The organism is Barnesiella sp. An22 (genome assembly GCF_963931395.1).
Lineage (GTDB): Bacteria > Bacteroidota > Bacteroidia > Bacteroidales > Barnesiellaceae > Barnesiella > Barnesiella merdigallinarum.
This window is the reverse complement of record NZ_OZ007014.1, coordinates 3,358,055-3,377,971: the sequence shown is the minus strand read 5'-3', so window position 1 is coordinate 3,377,971 and position 19,917 is coordinate 3,358,055. Positions and strand designations below refer to the sequence as shown.

The following is a 19,917-nucleotide window of genomic DNA, read 5'->3' as shown; positions in this document are numbered from 1 at the left end:
TTATGGGGTTATTGAGCTTTTTCCTTATTGTCCTTGTCGCGAATCTCTACCCGGCGTATCTTGCCGCTGATGGTCTTGGGCAACTCGTCGACAAACTCGATCACACGGGGATACTTGTAGGGAGCAGTCACCCGTTTTACGTGGTCCTGTATCTCCTTGACGAGGGCCTCGCCGGCCTTCTCCTTATAGGCGGCCGAGAGCACGATGGTGGCCTTGACCACCTGTCCGCGTATCTCGTCGGGTACACCGGTGACGGCGCACTCCACTACGGCGGGGTGTGTCATCAGGGCACTCTCTACCTCGAACGGGCCGATGCGGTAGCCCGACGATTTGATAACATCGTCGGCACGGCCTACGAACCAGAAGTAGCCGTCCTCGTCGCGCCAGGCCACATCGCCCGTGTAGTAGATGTTGTCGTGATAGACCTCGCGAGTTTTTTCGGGGTCGCGGTAATACTCCTTGAAGAGGCCCAGCGGCTTGCCGTGGTCGGTACGGATAACGATTTGTCCCTGCTCTCCATCCTCGGCGGGGCGACCGTCGGCCGTGAGCAGGTCGATGTCGTACTGCGGGTTGCGTATGCCCATCGAGCCCGGTTTGGGTTCTACCCAGGGGTAGGTGGCAATGGTAAGGGTGGTCTCGGTCTGGCCGAATCCCTCCATCAGCTTGATGCCCGTGAGGCGCAGCCACTCTTCGTATACCTTGGGGTTGAGGGCTTCGCCGGCGATGGTGCAGTATTGCAGCGACGAGAGGTCGTATTTCGTAAGGTCTTCGCGGATGAGGAAGCGGAAGACGGTGGGCGGCGCGCAGAACGAGGTGATGTGGTAGTTGTGTATCATGTCGAGCACGTCGGCCGGTTTGAACTTCTCGAAATCATAGACGAAGACGTTGGCTCCGGCAATCCACTGTCCGTAGAGCTTGCCCCACACGGCCTTGCCCCAACCCGTATCGGCCAGGGTGAGGTGCAGGCTGCCTTCGTGCAGGTTGTGCCAGAAGGAGCCGGTGATGATGTGACCCAGCGGATAGGTGAAGTCGTGGGCTACCATTTTGGGTTCGCCGGTGGTTCCCGAGGTGAAGTAGAGCAGCGAGATGTCGTCGTTGCTGTTGGGGTGCTCGGGGCGCACGAAGGGGGCAGCCGCCTCGATACCCTTGTGGAAGTCGTCCCACCCTTCGGGGATAATCGGGCCTATCGAGATGCGGTGCTGCAACGAGGGCGAAGCAGGAAGTGCCCGGTCGATATGGCCGAGTACAATCTCGTCGCCGCAGGCTACGATGGCCTTGATGTCGGCGGCGTTGCAACGGTAGATGATGTCTTTTTCGGTCAACAGGTGGGTAGCCGGTATACACACCGCACCCAGCTTGTGGAGGGCGATAATCGAGAACCAAAACTCGAAACGGCGTTTGAGGATGAGCATCACCATGTCGCCGTGGCCGATGCCCAGCGATTGGAAGTAGGCGGCCGTTTTGTCGCTCTCGCGTTTGATGTCGGCAAAGGTAAAGTCGATGCGTTCGCCCCGGTCGTTGGTCCAGAGCAGGGCCTGCTTGTCGGGCTCGATGCGGGCCCATTCGTCTACGACGTCATACCCGAAGTTGAAATTCTTGGGTACCTTTACCTTGAAATTCTGCATGAAGTCTTCCTGCGATGAGAAAGAGGTCTTATCTAAAAAGCGTTCTAACATAATCGTGTATATGAGAGAGGAATGTCCCCTTCGATTTCGTTTTGATGTTTATAAATAAATAGGTCGTTTCGTGGACCGTCAGAAGATGATGGCCAGAAACTTGACCGGCTTTTCGCCAATAGCTTTCATGCCGTGTGGCCGGGTGGAGTCGAAAATGATGCTGTCGCCCTCGTGGAGTACCAGCTCTTTTTCACCGATGCGCAGGTGCATGCTCCCCTCCATCACGATGTTGAACTCCTGTCCCGGGTGGGTGTTGAGGGTGAAAGGCGCTTCGGGAGCCGTAGGCTCTACGGTCACCATGAAGGGGTCGGCCTTGCGGTTGGCAAACCCGGCTGCCAGCGACTGGTACTTGTAGGCTTTGGTGCGCTCGATGGCTACCCCTTTGTCTTTACGGGTGAGGAAATAGGCGTTCATGCGGGGCTCGTATCCAAACATGAGTGCCGGCAATTCCACGCCGTAGTGGCGGGCTATCTGGTGCAGAAAACTCACGGGAATATCTTTTTCGCCCGACTCGTAACCACGGTAGGTCTCCACGTCGACGTGGCAGGCGGCGGCTATCTCTTCGGGCGTGAGGTCGAGTGCATCTCGCAGCCCTACCAGCCGTTCGGCTATCTGTTTTATCTCTTCGCTCATAGTGCAAATGTTTAAAAGAGGATTAAATAACTCTTACAAAATTAGCAAAATGAGAGAGCAAAAAAGAAAAATGCAACAAAAAATAGAAAAGACGATTCTATTTTGTAACTTTTATTAAGAAAAGGTATACAAGGTAATAACCTGGGTTGCGCATTTGCAAAACCGGTGTGCAGGTTCTACTCCTGAGGCTCGGCCTGGGGCACATACTGGTAGGCTCCGATGTCGACCCGGGCGGTACGAAGGTTGCCATACATGTCTTTGTCGAGGGGGGGTACGGCAAATGCCGGGTCGCCCTTGCCGATAGCCTGCGACTCTTCGGAGCCTATCTCGTAGTTGTAGTAATAATGTTCCTCGCCGAGCGCCTTGAAGAGAGGCATGCCGCCCCACACGGTGTTGATGAAGTTGTCGTCGTCGGTACCCATGGAGTTGAAGAGGCACGAGCGGAAGAAGACGTGGCTGCCCATGAAGTCGATGCCCGACACCTCGGAGGTCTTGCCGCAGAGAATCGAGTTGTTGAAGCGGGCCCGCAGCAGGGGCAGACCGCCGTCGATCGAGTCGGCTGCGGCGCAGTAGTTCACCGTGACGATGGGCGAGGAGATGACGTCGTAGAAGTAGTAGTTGACGATGGTGCAGTGGGTGAAGTCGGCTATGCCGCCCGTGAGCGAGAGTACAGCCCCGGCAGCATCGGACAGCTCGCTGTTCCAGCAGTAGAGGCGGCTGTAGTTCGAGGTGATGAGGTTGCCCGACGAGTTGCGTATGCGCGAGTTGGCAATCTCGAGGCGCATCTCTTCGGTGGCACACGAGTCGAGCACGATGCCCGAACTCATGCCCCTCACATAGGCATGGGAGATGACATTGCCCGTGCTTTCGGGGTAGAAGTGTATGCCGCCCCACTGTCCGCCCAGATTGTCGTAGGGCAGGTCGGCAAAGAGGCGGTCGAGCCGGTCGCCCCGTATCTGTATGGGAGCCTGCTGAGTACCCTCGGCCTGCAGGCGTCCCTGCACCAGCAGCGAGGCCCGGTTGTGGAAGTGCAGCCGGGTGCCCGGGTCGAGTTGCAGCGTGGCACCGGGAGCCACCACCAGACTGTCGTAGATGAGGTAGGGGCGGTCGGCCGTGAGCCGGGTGTCGGTAGTGAGGGTCTCACCCCGCTTGATGATGACGTCCTGTCCGTAGGCGGTGAGCTTCACATCCTGCTGCACGCCGTTGGTGAGGAAGACGATGGAGTCGACGATAAAGATGGGGTTGTCCTGGTTGGTGGGGTCAATGTTGGCCTCGACAAAGACATAGAGGCTGTCCTTGCCTCGGATTTCGACATCGGTAAAGTAGTCGCCCGACATGCCGTCGACATTGATGTGGAATCCCGAGTGTTCGGCGTCGGCCAGCTTGATGCTCGAGATGTTGAGCGATTTCTTGTTGGGGTTGTAGATGCGGAACGAGCGGGTCGAGGTACCTATCGTGGTGAATACGGTGTCGAAGGCGACCGTGTCGGTCGAGAACGCAAGCACGTGCGACGGGCTCGTGGTGAAGTCGTCGTCGATGCAGCCGGTCAGCAGCATGGCCGCCAGCAGGCATAACGAAGTGATGGCAACGGTTATCGCTCTCATAGTATTATAAAAACGGGCTTTGTGCGGCTTTATTGCAGGGGCCGGCCTATTTCTTTGAATGGCTCCTGTTTTCGGCCGTAGGCAAAATTCAAATTCGGAAACTTGGTTTCCTGCTGTTTTTTCGCTATATTTACCACATGGATATTTCTGTTTCGAAACAGAGGGGATAAGGGAAAAATCATTTCTATTTTACGGACTGGTTGCACAAGGAGCATAGGAGATAACAGGCTTTGGCAAGAAGGGGCGCGAGACGCTCCGCTGTGGCATTCGGTGTGTGGCTGCAAGGGGGAATCGGGGAGAGGACGAAACGGATAGCCGGTGTAAAATGTAAAACGAATATGTGATGAAAAGTGTATGTTATGGAGCGACCGATGTGGGGCGTTGTCGACAGAACAACGAGGATACCTATCTTCTTCAGCCTGTGGGTGACGACAGTCATCTGTTGGCTGTCGTGGTCGATGGCCTGGGTGGGCACGAAGGGGGCGAAATAGCCGCAGCTCTGGCCGCCAAGTGTATGGTAGACTATCTGGAGGGGCTGTCGGTCGAGGAGTTGGGACTCGATGCATTGAAGCAATCGGTGATATATGCCAATAATTCGATTGTGTCGCAACAGGTCAATCCCCGGTGGTATAACATGGGGTGTGTGCTTACGGCCCTCCTGTTCGACTTCGGGCAGGCGGTCGCCTACCTGTGCCATGTGGGGGATACGCGTTGTTACCAATTCAGAGAGGGGGCATTGACCAAACTGTCGCGTGACCATTCGCTGGTGGGTATCGAGGAGGACGAGGGCCGCCTGACCGAAGAGGAGGCCATGCACCATCCCCGGCGCAATGTGATTACGCGGGCCTTGGGACTGGGGCGGCTGGACTGGACGACCGACTACTTCTGGACGGCCACTATTCCCGTAGAGCCGGACGCGCAATATCTGCTCTGTTCCGACGGGCTGTACGACATGCTCCCTACCAGGGCCATCGCACAGGTGCTTGCCGAACAGCCCACCGCGAAGCAGCGGGTCGAGACCCTGATACGGCAGGCCAACGAGGCCGGCGGGAAGGACAACGTCACCGTGGTTCTGGTAGAGACTCGCCCGTGAGGCGAGGATGGATGCTTGCCGAAACTTGTACATTGTATATCCATGTTCCCGCAATCAGATAACCGGCACGTCCTGCCCGAGAGTTCTCTTTTTCATATCTGCGGGTGTTTTGTTTGTGTTGTTGCAAAAGAGCACTATTTTTGTAGAAGATAATTCTAAAAACAGAGATTATGCTACTGACGACAACGCCCACGGTAGAGGGGCGGCGAATTGTGACCTATTACGGGGTGGTAACCGGCGAGACCATTATCGGTGCCAATGTGATGCGTGACTTCCTGGCCGGCATACGCGACTTTTTCGGCGGCCGCTCGGGCGCCTATGAAGAGGTGCTGCGCGAGGCCAAGAACACGGCGCTCGAGGAGATGTCGCGCGAGGCGCAGAGACTGGGAGCCAATGCCGTGGTGGGTATCGACCTCGACTACGAAACGGTGGGCGGTTCGGGCAGCATGCTGATGGTGACGTGCAGCGGTACGGCCGTGCGCATCGAGTAGAAACAATTATGCTATCGGTTTGTCTATGAAATACTATCTGATTGCCGGTGAGGCTTCGGGCGACTTGCATGCCTCGAACTTGATGAAGGCGTTGAAACGGGAGGACCCCGACGCCGAGTTCCGTTACTTCGGGGGTGACCTCATGGCCGCTTGCGGGGGTACGCTGGTGAAGCACTACCGCGACATGGCCTACATGGGTTTTATCCCGGTGCTGATGAATCTCGACAAGGTGCTGGCCAACATGCGCCTGTGCAAACAGGATATTGCCGCCTGGCGTCCCGATGTGGTGATCCTGGTCGACTACCCGGGTTTCAACCTGAAGATTGCCAAGTATGTAAAGACTCACTTGAATATCCCTGTCTATTACTATATCTCACCCAAGATATGGGCCTGGAAGGAGTGGCGGGTGAAGAGCATCCGCCGCTATGTCGACCGGCTCTACTCCATCTTGCCCTTCGAGGTCGATTTCTATGCCCGCCACCACTATGCGGTGGAGTATGTGGGCAACCCCACGGTCGACGAGCTGGCGGCTCGTCCTCAGGCCGACGAGACGTTCGACGACTTTGTGACCGAGTGCGGGCTGGAGCGCAAACCCATTATCGCCTTGCTGGCCGGTAGTCGGGTCTCTGAAATCAAGGACAACCTGCCTATGATGATCGAGGCGGCCGAGGCTTATCCCGAATACCAGCTGGTGGTGGCGGGGGCTCCCGGTATCGCACCCGAGCTGTATGCGCCCTATGTGCAGGGTCATCGGGTGAAGGTGGTGCAGGGCAAGACCTACCGGCTGTTGCAACAGAGCCGGGCGGCACTGGTCACCTCGGGCACGGCTACGCTCGAGACCGCCTTGCTGCGGGTGCCGCAGGTGGTCTGCTATTGGGTAGGTGGCGGCAAACTGTTCTACAAGACGTTCGAGAAGATTTTGCGGGTGCCCTACGTGTCGCTGGTCAACCTCATTGCCGATGCTCCCGTGGTGTGCGAGCTGCTGGGCTACCGGGCTACGGTCGAGAATCTGCGTCGCGAGTTGGCTTGCCTGTTCGACGAAGAGAATCGCGAGCGCATGCTGGCCGGCTACGATCTGGTGGCCCGTCGGTTGGGTGCGCCGGGTGCGCCCGAGCAGGCTGCCCGCTCCATGGTCTCGGCTCTGCGAGGCTAAATCAATCTTGTTTTTTCAGCCCTTCGATGAGGGCGTCAAAGGTGGTGAACGGCTGCACTCCGGCAGCGGTGCGCAGGGTGAGCGTGTGCGCGTCGCTTACCGTCAGGCGGGGGAGTGAAGAGGTGTCTTCGTCGGGAGCGATGCGGCAGCCGTAGCTGTTGCGGTTGAGGGCGTTGACCGTCCAGTGGAGCAGGGTCTCGTCGGATGCTTCGACCACAATCTCCTTTTCCCATTGTACCGAGGGGTAGTAACTGCCGTGTGCGCGGTCGAAACAGATGTCGCGGCGGTCGAACAGCGTGTCGAGATCGCCGTTGAGGATGAGGTCTTCGGTCACACCGCTGCACAAGCCTTGCCCCTTGCGCAGCAACCACAGCCGGTCGGCCAGCACGAGCGCCTGCTCGATGTCGTGAGTCGACAGCAGTATCGCTTTGTGTTGCGTAGTGGCGATGCGGTGCAGCAAGGTCATGGTCTCGATGCGGCTCACGGCGTCGAGAAAGGCGGTGGGCTCGTCGAGAATCACCAGCGGGCACTCCTGGGCCAGCACCTTGGCAATCATTGCTTTTTGTCTTTCACCGTCGGAGAGTTGCGCCATGTAGGTGTCGGCCTTGTGGGCGATACCTGCGGCCTCGATGGCCTCGTCGACCACCTGGCGGTCGTGGCGGTCGAGCCGTCCGAAGAATCCGGTGTGAGGCTGCCGCCCCAGCGATACCATTTCGTAGACGGTGAGTCCGCCGGTCTGGGTCTTGTCGGTGAGCACCACCCCGATGAGGCGCGAGAGTTCCCGCTCCGAGAGTGTCGACAGGTCGCGCCCCTCGAGTGTGATTGTGCCGGCCAGAGGCGGTTGTGCCGCGGCCAGGGTGCGCAGCAGCGTCGACTTGCCCGACCCGTTGGCACCCAGCAGGCAGGTGAGCTCGCCCCGATGCAGCGCAAAGGAGAGGTCGTGGTGAATCTGCTTCACCCCGTGGTGCCCCGTGCGGTAGCCGATGCTCAACGCTTGAGCCGATAGTATGGCGGTCGTGCTCTCCATCAGTTGAAATATTGTATTTTACGTTGGTTGATAATCACATAGATGATGACCGGGGCCCCCAGCACCGGCGTAATGGCGTTGATGGGCAGGATGCCCGACTCGCCGGGCAGGATGCAGATGAGGTTGCACAGCAGCGTGGTGACGGCCCCGCAGAGCAGCGTGACGGGCAGCAGGGTGTTGTGGTTCGAGGTGCCCAGCAGCAGGCGGGCGATGTGCGGCACGGCCAGCCCGATGAACGAGATGGGCCCGCAGAAGGCGGTGGTCGATGCTGTGAGCAGTCCCGTGACGATGAGCAGCAGGTTGCGGGTGAGCTTGATGTTCACCCCCAGGTTGGCGGCGTAGCGGTCGCCCAGCAGCAGGGCGTTGAGCGGTTTGATGAGTAGGATGGCGATGGCCAGCCCCACCCCCACCGAGAGGGCGAAGTAGGGCAGTTGTTCGCCGGTGACGCCGCTGAAGTTGCCCATGCCCCAGATGGTGTAGGAGTGTACCCCCTCGGCTGTGGAGAAGTAGTTGAGCAGCGAGATGACCGACGAGGTGACGTATCCCACCATGATGCCCACGATGAGTAGCATGATGTTGTTTTTGACCAGAGTCGAAAAGAAGAGTATCGTGCCCAGCACGATGATGGACCCGACGAAGGCCCCCGCGATGATGGCGGTAAAGCCCGTGAGGGTAGTCGATTGGGTGAGCCCCAGGCTTCCTCCGAAGAGGAGCATGACCAGTGCCACGCCCAGACTGGCCCCCGTGTCGATGCCCAGTATCGAGGGCCCCGCCAGCGGGTTGTTGAAGGCCGTTTGCAGCAGCAGGCCCGCCACGGCCAGCGCGGCTCCCGAGAGCAGGGCGGCCACCATTTGCGGCAGGCGCGACTCGAGTACGATGAAGCGCCACACCTCTTTTTCGCTCTCCCGGCCGCAGAGAATATCCCACACCGCCGAGGCCGGTATCTGCACCGACCCGAACCACAGGTTGGCGGCACACAGGGCGACCAGCAGTACGATGAGCAGCCCGATGAGGCGCTTGGCACGTGAGGTATGGCGAGGCTTGTTCATTCGGCTAAGGGTTGGAAGTAACGAAGTTGATAGTGGGGGAAGCGATCGGGGTGGAAGAGGGCCGCCAGCTCCTGCAAGAGCAGGTCGGGACGGAAGGGTGTCTCTTCGTAGTAGTTGCATTCGGCCGTGTTGCACCCGTAGATATTATGATTGCGGAAGGCCTTGAAACGGGCATAGGGAGCATACTCCTTCTGCAGGGCGCGGTAGGAGAGTTGTCCCACGTTGAACGACTTGATGAGCCAGATGTCGGCCTCGCCCGCCCGGTTGAATACCGTTTCGAACGAGAGGGGGATGGAGCCCGACTCGCCGTTGTCGCTCCAGGGGTACGCGCCGCCGGCGTCGGCAAAGAGGCGCGCCATGTAGCTTTTGCCGCCCGGCATGTACCAGGCCGAGCCGCTTTTCAGTTCGCTGATGACCATCGGTCTCGAGCCGCTTTGTTCCAGTTGCTCCTTCAGGGCGTTGTATCGCTGTTCGATTTGGGCAAAGAGCGAATCGGCCTCGGCCTCTTTTCCGTAGAGCAGCCCCAGCAGCTTTATCCACTCGGCGCGGCCCAGCGGAGAAGTTTCCAGATAGTCGGCACACTCGATGATGGGGATGCCCATCTTGCCGATGCGTCCATAGCCCGCATTTTCGAAGGGCGAGAGCAGAATGGCGTCGGGCGAGAGTTCCATCACCCGCTCGATGTCGGGGCTCATGGAGTTGCCGGCGTCGACCAGTTTGCCCTGGCTGGCCCGGTCGAGCAGGGCCGGAGTCTTGATGTAGGCGAGGTCGCACACACCGCCTATCCGGTCGAGCGCACCCAGCAGCTCGAGGGCACTGGCGTGAACCGACGAGTAGACCAGTGTCTTTTCGAGGGGAGTCCTCACCACCGTACCTTGCGGCAGGTTGGCAGGCAGCTCTTCGTCGCGGGGCACGAGCAGATAGCGGTGCAGCAGTCGGGTGGTGTCCCAGGGGTTGGTCACGGCCACGTCGGTAAAGCCGTCGTGACGGGTAATCGACAGCAGGTCGGCGTAGTGCACGAGGGTATCGTTGGCCGCCTCCCCGCCCGACTTTTGAGTCTTGGGGTTGTGGCACTGCACCGTGAGGAGCAGCAGGGTGGCGAGAGAAATCAGTCGAAACAGTCGGTTCATGGCGGGTATCGGTTTTTAACGGGGTTGATAACCTATGTATTTGCCGGTAAGGCCGTTGCTCATCAGGTATTGAGCCGTTTGCAATATCGAGAAGGAGTAGTCGCGCAGCGATTGGCGGGCCGCCGGGTCGGCTATGTCGCCGCTCTGTTCGATGGTCTGTTTGTGGGCGAGCAGCCACTCCTGGTTATCCTTGGGTTTATAGATGTAGAAGAGCGAATCGTTCACGCAGCCTACGGCATCGTCGGAGGTGAAGACCACCGCCGGACGCTTCTCGCGCAGCAGGTCTACGCCGAAACCGTTGTTGACGTAGTCGATTTGCAGCAGCCCCAGCAGCGTAGGAGCTATGTCGGTCTGTCCGCCCAGGTCGTCGATCTGGCGCGGCTCGATGGTCGAGGGGGCATAGATGAGCAGCGGCACGTGGTTGAAACTGAGGGGCATGTCGCTGCGAGGTGTCCCTACCAGCTTCCCGTGGTCGCCCACAAAGACAAAGATGGTGTTGTCGAACCACTCCTCCCGGCTGGCCTGGGTGATGAACTGCTCCAGAGCGTGGTCGGCAAACTCGACGATGCGCAGCTCGTCGGTGTTGTTGCGGGCCTTGAAATCTTTGGGCACCACATAGGGCGGGTGGTTGCTGATGCTCAGCAGGGCGGCAAAGAAGGGTTTACCCTCGCGGGCCGTCTGGGTGAGTACCGGCAGGGCATACTGGTAGAGGAAGTCGTCCTGCACGCCGAAGCTGTTGACCACCTTCTCCTTGGGGTAATCTTCCTGGGCAAAGATGCGGTCGAAGCCGTTGGTGCGCAGGTAGCCGTTCATGTTGTCGTATTGCGACTCGTGCGTCATGAAGAAGAGGGTGCTGTATCCGTTGTCCTGCAGGATGGTGGGCAATCCGGCAAAGAAGGGGATGACGGCCCCCTTCATCGAGTTGCGTTTCATCAGAGCCGGGTAGGAGTACAGCGTGGAGTGGATGGCGTGGTTGGTGTGCGTGCCGGCCGAGAAAAATCGGTTGAAGCAGAGCGATTTCGTAGCGATGGTGTCGAGGAAGGGGGTCAGCTGCCACGGATTGCCGAAGTGCCCCATCAGCTCGGCCGACATCGATTCCATGAAGATAAGCACCACATTCTGGCGGGTCGGTTCGCCCGGGTTCTCTACCCGGCGGGCAATGGGCGACACCTCGGGCAGCGAGTCGGCGATGTGGTATTCCCGGCGCACGCGGGCGATGGCTTCCCGGTCGTCCATGAGCTCAATCTCGCGGTTCTCCGATTTCGAAGCCTCCAGCGAGCTGCGCAGCAGATTGAAGGCCGGGCTCACACCCAACTGATTCAAAAACGTATTGTTGCAATAGTAGGCCGCACTCACCTTGATGGGGTTGTAGCCCACCCGGCCCCGGATGCCGAACATGCAGCCGCCTATCAGCACGATAGAGCCCAGCAGCATGAGCAGCTCGTTGGGCCAGTGAAATTTCTCGTCCGATACCCGATGGATGTCGAGGCAGGTGCGTTGCCGCAACCAGCGGAGCAGAAAGACAAAGAGAATCGAGAGGGCGAGGAAGAGCACGAAGGCGACGATGTAGGAAAACTCGCCGAACATCAGCCCCAACGTGGTACCCGCGTAGCCGAACCAGTTGAATATCGAGGCGTTAATATGCTTGAAGAAGTAGGCAAAGTAGGGTATGTCGGCCGCCGATATGGCAAAGGCCAGCACGTAGAAGAGGGAGAAGAAGATGCCCACGCCCCGGAACAGCGCCTTCCCGTAGTACCCCAGCAGGGCACATATCGATACCACCGTGAGCGGCAGTATCATGATGTAGCAGGCCACCACATTGTCGAGCCACACGCCCCGGGCGAAAGCCTCGGCACGGGTGAGTACCGACAGGTTTTCACCCGCCAGGTAGTCGTAGCCTTGCATGAACAATATCAGGCGGAACGCGGCAAAGAAAAGAAGCCCCAGCAGATGTATCGAAACCAGATAGCGCAGGGCGTACAAATATCGTTTCATCGGTCGTATTGCTTAAACAACGCTGTAAAGATAGTGAAAGGAGAAAGCCGAGGCAAATGAAAACGGAAATTCCTGTGGTTTGTGCCGCCCCCGCACTGGCTGCAGAGCCAGCTTGGGGCGTGGGGAGAAGTCTCTTTTGTTGGCACGATTCCGCATCGTAGCGTGGAACAACCGCACCCACATCCGCGTGGAATATTCGGGCAGCGGAGTCCGGCTCGGAGAGATATGCCGGTCTTACCGGGCCGTAATGTGGAAACAGCCCTGCCGAACCTCGTACTTCACATAGCATTTGTGGTTTTTGCGCAGATCGTAGAGCACCTCGCCCAGCAGCAGGCGCAGGCGGTCGGAGGGGACGAAGCAGGTCGAGTCGGTCACGTTGTAGCGGTTGTAGGCAATGTCGAAGGTGGTGCCGTAGCGGTGGGCCGAGTTTTCGCTGGCGTTGGTGTTGCGCCGGCGCAGCGAGCGGATGGACTCGTCGGAGCGGAGGGCACTGGTGAGGATGATTTGCCGTCCGCCGGCACCGCGGCTCTCGAGCGAATCGTTGAAGTTCTTCCCGATGGTCATCAGCAGCCACTTGGTTCTGGGGGTGAGGTAGGGAATCGAGTGGGTGAGCTTGTCGACCGAGTAGTATTCGCAACTGTCTATTTTGGCCAGCTTCCAGAAGCCCATGCTGCGGGCCTCGTCGAGCGACTCGAGCGGGGCGATGCCGTTTTTGCGGGCAATGGCCAGGTGCTGGTCGTTGAGGTCGTTGAAGAGTTTGCGGAAACTGGTGTACTGGATGGGGCTCTTCGGCCAACCGGTGGGGCGGGGCTGGGTCTGCTGCTTCACCTCGAAGGTGTCGATAAAGGAACTGTCGGGGTAGTCGGGCTCGACCTGCTTGCCTTTGCAGCCGGTGATGAGGAGGGCGAAGATGACGAATATCGGTAGTAAGGTGTGACGCATGAGGTGGGGCTTTTCCGGGGGATTATCGAGCCGGATAGCCGACTGTCTGTGTCAATATTACTTTTTGGCGTTCATTCAGTTTCAGTACCTGGGCCAGATCGGCGGCATCGAACGAGCCGCGCACCACGCTGCCCAGTCCGGCCGAGGCACAATAGAGATAGACGTTCTGGGCTATGAAACCGCAATCGACAAACATCATGTCGTTGCCCGGAGCCTTGTCGAGGTCGGCCACAAAAACGATGTTGAGCGGAGCCGTCTGGGCAAAAGGCTGTTTGCCGGCACTCTTGCGGAAGTCGCCGGCGGCTACCTGAGTCAGCACGTTTTGACGGGCATCGTAGCAGTAAGCCCCTTGGGCGGTGATGACATAGAGCGAAATCTCCTGCCGGTTGAGGGCCGAAGGTGCCGTGCGTTTATCCTCCCGGTTGTATCCCCAGGCGGCCCACAGGAGGTCGGCCATGGTTTGCGGCTCGATGGCCCGGGTGGTATCGAACTGGCGGGTAGAGGCCCGTTGGGCGAGTACCTGCATGAGCGGTTGGCCTCCCTGTTTCTGGGGGGCGGGGAGCTCGATGTTCTGGGCCATGGCCATCATCGGGCTCGCTATGAGGAGCGACAAAAGTAAACCTTTGATTTTCATACTGCTTGGTTTTGAGTGCGACGAACAAAGATAACGATTTATTCGGTAGAGCCCTAAAATAAAAATGTAAAAATTATCAAAGTCGAAGAAAATAAAAGAGTTACCCTTCGGGTGAATCGAGCGGAAAGTTGTACTTTTACACCACATTTTTTCAGGCGATGAAATCGAGCATGTTGATAAAGGTACGATTATTCGTGGCTGCGCTGGTGGCCGCGCTGGCAATGAGTGTACAGGCCCAGGTCGAGAACCGCGACTCCCTGCAGGTGAGTCTGCTCACGTGCGGCCCCGGTACCGAGGTGTACGAGCTTTTCGGGCACACGGCCTTGCGGGTCAGGCAGTTGACTCCCGGCGGATTTGACTATGTGTTCAACTATGGCATGTTCGACTTCAATGCCCCGGCCTTTGTGTGGCGGTTTACCAAGGGCGAGACCGACTATTGCCTGGGTGTGAACGACTTCCGCACCTTCCTGTTCAACTATGTGATGCGCGAGTCGCGGGTCGACGAGCAGATTCTCAACCTCACGCCCGAGCAGAGCCAGGCACTCTTCTACGCCCTGCTGGAGAATGCCCAGCCCCAGAACCGCGTCTACCGCTATAACTTCCTCTTCGACAACTGCGCCACCCGGCCCCGCAACATGGTCGAGGCGACCCTCGGCAATCGGGTGCGCTACCACGAACCCGAGGGCGAGTTGCCCACCTTCCGCGAGGAGATCGACAGCTACGCCGAGCGTTGCCCCTGGCTCATCTTCGGCATCGACCTGGCCCTGGGTGGCAGTCTGGACCGCCCCATGACTTACCGCGAACAGATGTTCGGCCCCGAAGTGCTGAAAGAGGCCTTCGCCCGGGCCGAGATTCAACTCGCGCCCGACTCGGCTGCCGTGCCGCTGGTGAGCCGCACCGAGGTGCTCTACGACCCCGAAGTCCCGGCCCGTCCCGGTGTGACCCCCTTCTACCTCACCCCCCTCTTCGTGGCCTGGTTGCTGGCGGCGATTGTGGCGGTGTGGTCGCTCTGCGACATCCGGCGGGGACGTTGCTCGCGGGTACTCGATACTGTGCTCTTTACCGCCTACGGATTGGGAGGAGTGATTGTCTTTTTCCTCATGTTCGTCTCGGTGCATCCGGCCACCTGGCCCAACTATTCGGCCTTTTGGCTTCATCCCCTGTGGTTGTTGATGGCCCTCTTCATTTGGTTTAAATCTCTTAAAAATATCGTTAGATACTATCATTTTGCTAACTTTGCGGGGCTGTTGATTTTTCTGGTGCTGTGGCACTGGATTCCCCAGCAGTTCAACCCGGCATTCATTCCGCTGGTGCTGGTGTTGATGATGCGTTCGCTCACCTGGCTGTGGGTGGAGCACGGCAAGAAGCGGAATTGAACAGATATGAAAAAAAAGGTATTAGCAACACTTCTGCTCTCTTTGCTGGTTGTACCGCTGGTACAGTCGGCCGACCAGGCACCGCGTCTGGTGGTGGGTATTACGGTCGACCAGTTGCGCACCGACTACCTGATGGCCTTGCAGCATCTTTTCGGAGAGAAGGGCTTCAAGCGATTGATGAAGGAGGGGGTGGTTTGCGAAAACTTGGTCTACGACTATCCCAATGTCGACAAAGCCTCGGCTACGGCCACGCTCTACACGGGCACGATGCCCTTTTTCCATGGCATCCCCTCGGAGCGGTTTTTCAATACCGCATTCCAGCGCGAAGAGTTTATCCTGAACGATCCCTCCAAGATAGGCAACTATACGCAAGAGACCTTCTCGCCCGAGCGGCTCAAGACCTCGACCATCAGCGACGAGGTAAAGATTGTGAGCGGCGGCCTGGGGCGCGTCTATGCCGTGGCTCCCGATGCCCAGCAGGCCATCATCAGTGCGGGTCATGCTGGTAACTGTGCTTTCTGGATAAACGACCGTAACGGCAAGTGGGCCACCACGACCTACTACCGCGATGTGCCGGCCTATATCGAGCAGTTCAACTACGGACGTTCGCTGTCGGCTCGCATCGATACGCTGGCCTGGACGCCGGTCTATACCCCCGACCTCTATACGGCCATACCCTACCTGACCAACGATTTTTCGTTCAAGCGCACCTTCTCGCACGACAACCGCGACCGCTTTGCCCAGTTCAAGACAACGGCGCTGGTCAACCGCGAGATTACCGATGTGGCCGTGGAGTTCCTCGACAAGGGGCTTCTGGGACGCCGGGGCGTGCTCGACATGCTCAACGTCGGCTATACGGCCGGGGTCTACCTGAACAAGACCGTGCAGGAGTACGGCCTGGAGTTGCAGGACACCTACGTGCGCCTCGATCGTGATCTGGCCCGGCTGCTCGACGAGATAGACAAGAAGGTGGGGCTCGACCATACCGTCATCTTCGTGGCCTCGACCGGCTACTTCAAGGGCGAAGCCAAGGAGTCGCCCATCTACAACATACCCTCGGGCGAGTTCTATCCGCGCCGTGCCGTGTCGCTGCTGAATGTCTACCTGATGGCTCTTTATGGCCAGGGCGACTGGGTCATCGGATACCAGAACCGACAGATATTTCTGAATCGCAAACTCATCAAGGAGCGCGACCTCGATGCCGACGAGATGCGCGACAAGGCCGCTTCGTTCCTGATACAGATGGCCGGTGTACAGGATGTGTACACCATGCAACGTCTGTTGCTGAGCTACGGTACCGACCGGCTCGCCGCCATGCGCAACGGCTACTGCCCCAAGCTGTCGGGCGACCTCGTGCTCGATCTTTGCCCCGGGTGGGAGGTGGTGTATGAGGACAATGCCGACACCCGCGAGTATGTGCGCATCAATGCCATACCGGCCCCCTGCTTTATCCTCGCTCCCGATGTGAAGCCGGTACACATTGCCACGCCGGTGCGGGCTACGGCCATTGCACCCACCGTTTCGCGCCTGCTGCGCATCCGTTCGCCCAACGGTTCTTCGTCCACTCCGCTCTCCGAAATTCAATACTAATTTCTTCCTTTTTGTGGAGTTAGCAAAATTTGCACTATTTTTGCAGGGGTTCTATGGGACTCCCTGCGGGGAAGAACCTTTTATTAACGAATAAAACAGACACTTTATATGGGATTTAACGATTTATTGAAAAAGCTGTTCGGCAACAAGTCGCAGCGCGACTTGAAAGAGATAGAGCCTTATATCCAGAAGATTAAGGCCATATCGCCCGAACTCGAAAAACTGACGAACGACGAGTTGCGTCATCGCGTCGATGTGGTGAAGCAGCATATCCAGGATACGGTTGCTCCCGACCGTCAACGCATTGCCGAGCTCAAGGAGCATGTCGAGACGCTCGACTACGACAAGCGTGAATCGACTTGGGAAGAGATTGACAAAATCGAGAAAAACATTCTGAAGAAAATCGAAGATGTGCTCGACGAGTCGCTCCCCGAGGTTTTTGCCATCGTGAAGGAGACCGCCCGCCGTTTCTGCAACAACGAGACTATCGAGGTGACCGCCAACGACTTCGACCGCAACCTGGCCGTAGACCACGACTTCGTGCATATCGAGGGCGACAAGGCCATCTATGTGAACCACTGGATGGCCGGTGGCAACGAAGTGGTGTGGGACATGGTACACTACGACGTGCAGCTCATCGGTGGTGTGGTACTGCACAAGGGTAAGATTGCCGAGATGGCTACCGGTGAAGGTAAAACGCTGGTGGCCACGCTGCCGGTATTCCTCAACGCCCTGCCGGGCAACGGCGTGCACGTGGTGACGGTCAACGACTACCTGTCGAAACGTGACTCGGAGTGGATGGGCCCGCTCTACATGTTCCACGGCCTGTCGGTCGACTGTATCGACAAGCACGAGCCCAACTCCGAAGCTCGACGCAACGCCTACAATGCCGATATTACCTTCGGTACCAACAACGAATTCGGTTTCGACTACCTGCGTGACAACATGGCCAGCTCGCCCCTCGACCTGGTACAGCGCATGCACAACTACGCCATTGTCGACGAGGTCGACTCGGTGTTGATCGACGATGCCCGTACGCCGTTGATCATTTCGGGTCCCACCCCCAAGGGCGACGACCAGATGTTCGAGCAGTTCCAGCCCAAAGTCGAGGAGCTGGTGAAGATGCAGCGTACCCTGGTAACCAAGCTGCTGGCCGAGGCCAAGACCAAAATCGCCTCGGACGACAAGAAGACCCACGACGAGGGTGCCGTGCTGCTCTACCGCTGCTTCAAGGGTCTGCCCAAGAACGGAGCTTTGATTAAATACCTCAGTGAGCCCGGTATCAAACCCCTGATGCTCGAGACCGAGGCTATCTATATGGCCGACAACAACCGCCGTATGCCCGAGATTACCGACGACCTCTACTTCGTAATCGACGAGAAGAACAACAGCATCGACCTTACCGATAAGGGTATCGATGTGATGACCGGCAAGTCGGACGACCCCAACTTCTTCGTGCTGCCCAACATCAGCGAAGAGCTCTCGGACCTCGAGAATCAAAACCTCACGCCCGAGGAGAAACAGAACCGCAAGGACGAGCTGCTGCAAAACTACGCCATCAAGGCCGAGCGGGTTCACACCGTGCATCAGTTGTTGAAAGCCTATACCCTCTTCGAGCTCAACGACCAGTATGTGGTCATCGACAACAAGGTGAAAATCGTCGACGAGCAGACCGGCCGTATCATGGAGGGGCGTCGCTACTCCGACGGTCTGCACCAGGCCATCGAGGCCAAGGAGCACGTGAAGGTCGAGGCCGCCACGCAAACCTTTGCCACCATCACGTTGCAGAACTACTTCCGCATGTATCACAAGCTGGCCGGTATGACCGGTACCGCCGAGACCGAAGCCGGTGAGTTCTGGGACATCTATAAGCTCGATGTGGTGACTATCCCCACCAACAAGCCGGTAGCCCGTATCGATATGGACGACCGGGTATACAAGACCAAGCGTGCCAAGTACAACGCCGTAATCGAAGAGATTGTGAAGATGGTCGAGGCCGGACGCCCGGTACTGGTAGGTACCACGTCGGTCGAGATTTCGGAGTTGTTGAGCCGTATGCTCACCATGCGCAAGATCAAGCACAATGTGTTGAATGCCAAATATCACCAGCGCGAGGCCGAAATCGTGGCCCAGGCCGGACAGACGGGTACCGTGACCATCGCTACCAACATGGCCGGTCGTGGTACCGATATCAAGCTGTCGCCCGCCGTGCGCGAGGCCGGAGGTTTGGCCATCATCGGTACCGAGCGTCACGAGTCGCGTCGTGTCGACCGTCAGTTGCGTGGTCGTGCCGGACGTCAGGGCGACCCGGGTTCGTCGGTATTCTTCGTATCGTTCGAAGATACGGTGATGCGTCTGTTTGCCACCGACCGCGTGGTGAAGATGCTCGACCGTCTGGGTCTCAAGGAAGACGAGATGATCGAACACCGCATGGTATCCAAGTCGATCGAGAACGCCCAGCGTCGCGTCGAAGAGAACAACTACGGTATCCGCAAGCGGTTGCTCGAATACGACGACGTGATGAACGCCCAGCGTAACGTTATCTACACCAAGCGTCACCACGCCTTGATGGGCGAGCGTATCGGTATCGACATCATGAACATGTTTTACGATACCATCGAGTCGCTGGTCGAGGCCTACAACGGCTCCAACGACTACGAACCGCTGTCGATGGAGATGTTCAAGATATTTGCCGTAGAGATGCCTTTCGACGAAGAGAAATTCCGCTCGATGCGCAAGAACGAGATTATCGACAGCCTCTACGAGGCCGTGGTCGCCACCTTCAAGCGCAAGGGCGAACGCATGGCCGAGATTGCTCACATGAATATCAAGCCCTTCGTAGAGATGCGCGGTCTGTCGACCGGCATGATACGGGTGCCCATCACCGATGGCAAACGGGTGTTTGGTATCGCCTGCGACATCAACGAGGCCTACAAGAGCGAGTCGCAGTCGGTGGTTAAGCAGTTCCAGAAAGCCGTATTGCTGATGACTATCGACGAGGCTTGGAAAGAGCACTTGCGCGAACTCGACCAGTTGCGCCAGTCGGTACAGAATGCCAGCTACGAGCAGAAAGACCCGCTGTTGATCTACAAGCTCGAGTCGTTCAACCTCTTCAAGTCGATGGTCGAGGCGATGAACCGCAAGGCTATCGCCATCCTCATGCGGGGTCAGATATACATCCAGGAGCCGCAGGATGTGCGCGAGGCCGCTCCCGAACGTCGCGAGGATTACAGCAAGTACCGCACCCAGAAGGACGACTACCCCGGTCAGGCCCAACAGCCGGCCCAGCAGGGTCAAGCCCAAGCTCAGGCACAGGCCGCCGCTGCACCGCAACAGCCGCGGGTTACCGAGCCTATCAAGGCTGCTCCCCGCGTAGGCCGCAACGATCCCTGTCCTTGCGGTAGCGGCAAGAAATACAAAAACTGTCACGGGAGAGGACTTTAATCTCCCTTTTGCCATACGCACGCAGCAGGCGACTCTCTTCGGAGAGCCGCCTGTTGTATTTTTGTTGAATAGCTTTTAAG

Annotated in this window: 15 protein-coding genes; 6 read left to right on the top strand and 9 right to left on the bottom strand. The window is 58.1% G+C overall.

The genetic code is table 11. The features are described from left to right. Positions 1-8: 8 nt before the first annotated feature. The 3 genes from ABGT88_RS14090 to ABGT88_RS14080 form a co-directional block, all read right to left on the bottom strand. Entirely contained in the window at positions 9-1,676 is a 1,668-nt protein-coding gene (locus ABGT88_RS14090) for an AMP-binding protein (RefSeq protein WP_346702747.1), read from the bottom strand. Positions 1,677-1,754: 78 nt separating this feature from the next. Then, positions 1,755-2,309, bottom strand: a complete 555-nt coding sequence (locus ABGT88_RS14085) for a helix-turn-helix domain-containing protein (protein ID WP_087409109.1) — start codon at positions 2,307-2,309, stop codon at positions 1,755-1,757. 176 nt (positions 2,310-2,485) lie between these two features. After that, positions 2,486-3,913: a hypothetical protein gene (locus ABGT88_RS14080; RefSeq protein WP_346702745.1), complete on the bottom strand. Its 1,428-nt coding sequence runs from the start codon at positions 3,911-3,913 to the stop codon at positions 2,486-2,488. Between the two features lie 343 nt (positions 3,914-4,256). Between ABGT88_RS14080 and ABGT88_RS14075 the strand changes: the two genes are divergently transcribed. From ABGT88_RS14075 to lpxB, 3 genes are all read left to right on the top strand, one after another. After that, positions 4,257-5,006 carry a protein phosphatase 2C domain-containing protein gene (locus ABGT88_RS14075; protein ID WP_300132033.1) on the top strand — a complete coding sequence of 250 codons (750 nt, stop codon included), beginning with the start codon at positions 4,257-4,259 and terminating at the stop codon, positions 5,004-5,006. A 170-nt stretch (positions 5,007-5,176) separates the two neighbouring features. Beyond that, positions 5,177-5,497: a heavy metal-binding domain-containing protein gene (locus ABGT88_RS14070; RefSeq protein ID WP_087409106.1), complete on the top strand. Its 321-nt coding sequence runs from the start codon at positions 5,177-5,179 to the stop codon at positions 5,495-5,497. 25 nt (positions 5,498-5,522) lie between these two features. Continuing rightward, entirely contained in the window at positions 5,523-6,650 is a 1,128-nt protein-coding gene (gene lpxB / locus ABGT88_RS14065) for a lipid-A-disaccharide synthase (RefSeq protein WP_087409105.1), read from the top strand. Between the two features lies 1 nt (position 6,651). Here the strand turns inward: lpxB and ABGT88_RS14060 are convergent, their stop codons facing one another. The 6 genes from ABGT88_RS14060 to ABGT88_RS14035 all read right to left on the bottom strand — a co-directional run bounded on the left by ABGT88_RS14060 (position 6,652) and on the right by ABGT88_RS14035 (position 13,427). Continuing rightward, a complete protein-coding gene (locus ABGT88_RS14060; protein ID WP_346702742.1) occupies positions 6,652-7,677 on the bottom strand; it encodes an ABC transporter ATP-binding protein in 1,026 nt (341 codons plus the stop codon). Continuing rightward, complete coding sequence (locus tag ABGT88_RS14055; RefSeq protein ID WP_298662837.1) at positions 7,677-8,726, bottom strand: iron ABC transporter permease; 1,050 nt, start codon at positions 8,724-8,726, stop codon at positions 7,677-7,679. The genes ABGT88_RS14060 and ABGT88_RS14055 overlap by 1 nt, the downstream gene beginning before the upstream one ends. Further along, on the bottom strand, positions 8,723-9,856 hold the full coding sequence (locus ABGT88_RS14050) for an ABC transporter substrate-binding protein (RefSeq protein ID WP_289540105.1): 1,134 nt from the start codon (positions 9,854-9,856) through the stop codon (positions 8,723-8,725). Before ABGT88_RS14050 ends, ABGT88_RS14055 begins: the two co-directional genes overlap by 4 nt. A gap of 15 nt (positions 9,857-9,871) precedes the next feature. Continuing rightward, the gene (locus tag ABGT88_RS14045; protein WP_346702739.1) at positions 9,872-11,851 is read right to left on the bottom strand and encodes a sulfatase-like hydrolase/transferase; all 1,980 of its coding nucleotides are present in this window, start codon (positions 11,849-11,851) and stop codon (positions 9,872-9,874) included. Between the two features lie 234 nt (positions 11,852-12,085). Beyond that, entirely contained in the window at positions 12,086-12,793 is a 708-nt protein-coding gene (locus tag ABGT88_RS14040) for a DUF5715 family protein (protein ID WP_258326785.1), read from the bottom strand. Between the two features lie 22 nt (positions 12,794-12,815). Continuing rightward, entirely contained in the window at positions 12,816-13,427 is a 612-nt protein-coding gene (locus ABGT88_RS14035; protein WP_346702736.1) for a SagB/ThcOx family dehydrogenase, read from the bottom strand. 170 nt (positions 13,428-13,597) lie between these two features. Between ABGT88_RS14035 and ABGT88_RS14030 the strand changes: the two genes are divergently transcribed. From ABGT88_RS14030 to secA, 3 genes are all read left to right on the top strand, one after another. After that, positions 13,598-14,803, top strand: a complete 1,206-nt coding sequence (locus ABGT88_RS14030; RefSeq protein ID WP_158096870.1) for a DUF4105 domain-containing protein — start codon at positions 13,598-13,600, stop codon at positions 14,801-14,803. Positions 14,804-14,809: 6 nt separating this feature from the next. Continuing rightward, positions 14,810-16,393: an alkaline phosphatase family protein gene (locus tag ABGT88_RS14025; RefSeq protein WP_346702734.1), complete on the top strand. Its 1,584-nt coding sequence runs from the start codon at positions 14,810-14,812 to the stop codon at positions 16,391-16,393. Positions 16,394-16,501: 108 nt separating this feature from the next. Next, positions 16,502-19,837, top strand: coding sequence for a preprotein translocase subunit SecA (gene secA, locus ABGT88_RS14020; protein WP_346702732.1), 3,336 nt, complete (start codon positions 16,502-16,504; stop codon positions 19,835-19,837). Positions 19,838-19,917: the final 80 nt, after the last annotated feature.

What these genes read in the sequence shown, in the direction of transcription:
- ABGT88_RS14085 (WP_087409109.1), bottom strand. Translation starts at nt 2,309, where the DNA reads ATGAGCGAAGAGATAAAACAGATAGCCGAACGGCTGGTAGGGCTGCGA.
- ABGT88_RS14040 (WP_258326785.1), bottom strand. Translation starts at nt 12,793, where the DNA reads ATGCGTCACACCTTACTACCGATATTCGTCATCTTCGCCCTCCTCATC.
- ABGT88_RS14070 (WP_087409106.1), top strand. Translation starts at nt 5,177, where the DNA reads ATGCTACTGACGACAACGCCCACGGTAGAGGGGCGGCGAATTGTGACC.
- ABGT88_RS14080 (WP_346702745.1), bottom strand. Translation starts at nt 3,913, where the DNA reads ATGAGAGCGATAACCGTTGCCATCACTTCGTTATGCCTGCTGGCGGCC.
- lpxB (WP_087409105.1), top strand. Translation starts at nt 5,523, where the DNA reads ATGAAATACTATCTGATTGCCGGTGAGGCTTCGGGCGACTTGCATGCC.
- ABGT88_RS14045 (WP_346702739.1), bottom strand. Translation starts at nt 11,851, where the DNA reads ATGAAACGATATTTGTACGCCCTGCGCTATCTGGTTTCGATACATCTG.
- ABGT88_RS14060 (WP_346702742.1), bottom strand. Translation starts at nt 7,677, where the DNA reads ATGGAGAGCACGACCGCCATACTATCGGCTCAAGCGTTGAGCATCGGC.
- ABGT88_RS14090 (WP_346702747.1), bottom strand. Translation starts at nt 1,676, where the DNA reads ATGTTAGAACGCTTTTTAGATAAGACCTCTTTCTCATCGCAGGAAGAC.
- ABGT88_RS14075 (WP_300132033.1), top strand. Translation starts at nt 4,257, where the DNA reads ATGAAAAGTGTATGTTATGGAGCGACCGATGTGGGGCGTTGTCGACAG.
- ABGT88_RS14035 (WP_346702736.1), bottom strand. Translation starts at nt 13,427, where the DNA reads ATGAAAATCAAAGGTTTACTTTTGTCGCTCCTCATAGCGAGCCCGATG.
- secA (WP_346702732.1), top strand. Translation starts at nt 16,502, where the DNA reads ATGGGATTTAACGATTTATTGAAAAAGCTGTTCGGCAACAAGTCGCAG.
- ABGT88_RS14055 (WP_298662837.1), bottom strand. Translation starts at nt 8,726, where the DNA reads ATGAACAAGCCTCGCCATACCTCACGTGCCAAGCGCCTCATCGGGCTG.
- ABGT88_RS14050 (WP_289540105.1), bottom strand. Translation starts at nt 9,856, where the DNA reads ATGAACCGACTGTTTCGACTGATTTCTCTCGCCACCCTGCTGCTCCTC.
- ABGT88_RS14025 (WP_346702734.1), top strand. Translation starts at nt 14,810, where the DNA reads ATGAAAAAAAAGGTATTAGCAACACTTCTGCTCTCTTTGCTGGTTGTA.
- ABGT88_RS14030 (WP_158096870.1), top strand. Translation starts at nt 13,598, where the DNA reads ATGTTGATAAAGGTACGATTATTCGTGGCTGCGCTGGTGGCCGCGCTG.